The organism is Streptomyces sp. NRRL S-378, from assembly GCF_000720645.1.
Taxonomy (GTDB): Bacteria; Actinomycetota; Actinomycetes; order Streptomycetales; family Streptomycetaceae; genus Streptomyces.
In genome coordinates, this window is sequence record NZ_JOBX01000212.1 from 1 (window position 1) to 374 (window position 374).

The 374-nt window shown below is 71.1% G+C and carries 1 protein-coding gene; it reads right to left on the bottom strand.

Going from position 1 to position 374, the window contains the following annotated elements; all coding sequences use genetic code 11:
* On the bottom strand, positions 1-374 hold a 374-nt coding region (locus IH80_RS40420; RefSeq protein ID WP_037882468.1), incomplete at both ends, for a hypothetical protein.

Genomic DNA, 374 nt, shown 5'->3' on the forward strand with positions numbered 1-374 from the left:
GGGATCGAGGGCCGCACGGCGGTGGCGTCGGCCATGTCGGGCTGGTCCATGTACACGTACCAGTCGCGGTCCTCGCCGCCCATGCCGGAGCGGAGGCTCAGCTCCTTGATCTGGCCGGTGTCGTGGAAGTACAGGACGACCATCTGCCGCTTGGAGGCCTCGTCGTAGAACTCCGCCGTAACCTGGCCCCGGGCGCCCTTGCCGAAGGCGGCGATCCAGTTCTCGGCGGTCTTCGCGGGCGCGCTGTTCACCGTGCCGGGCGCCGCGAAGGAGGCCAGCGCCTCCGTGTCACCGTCGGCCGTGCGCCAGACGATCTCCTGCGCCATGCGCAGGGAGCCCACCGACGGGTATCCGACCACGGCCAGCGGGGCGTG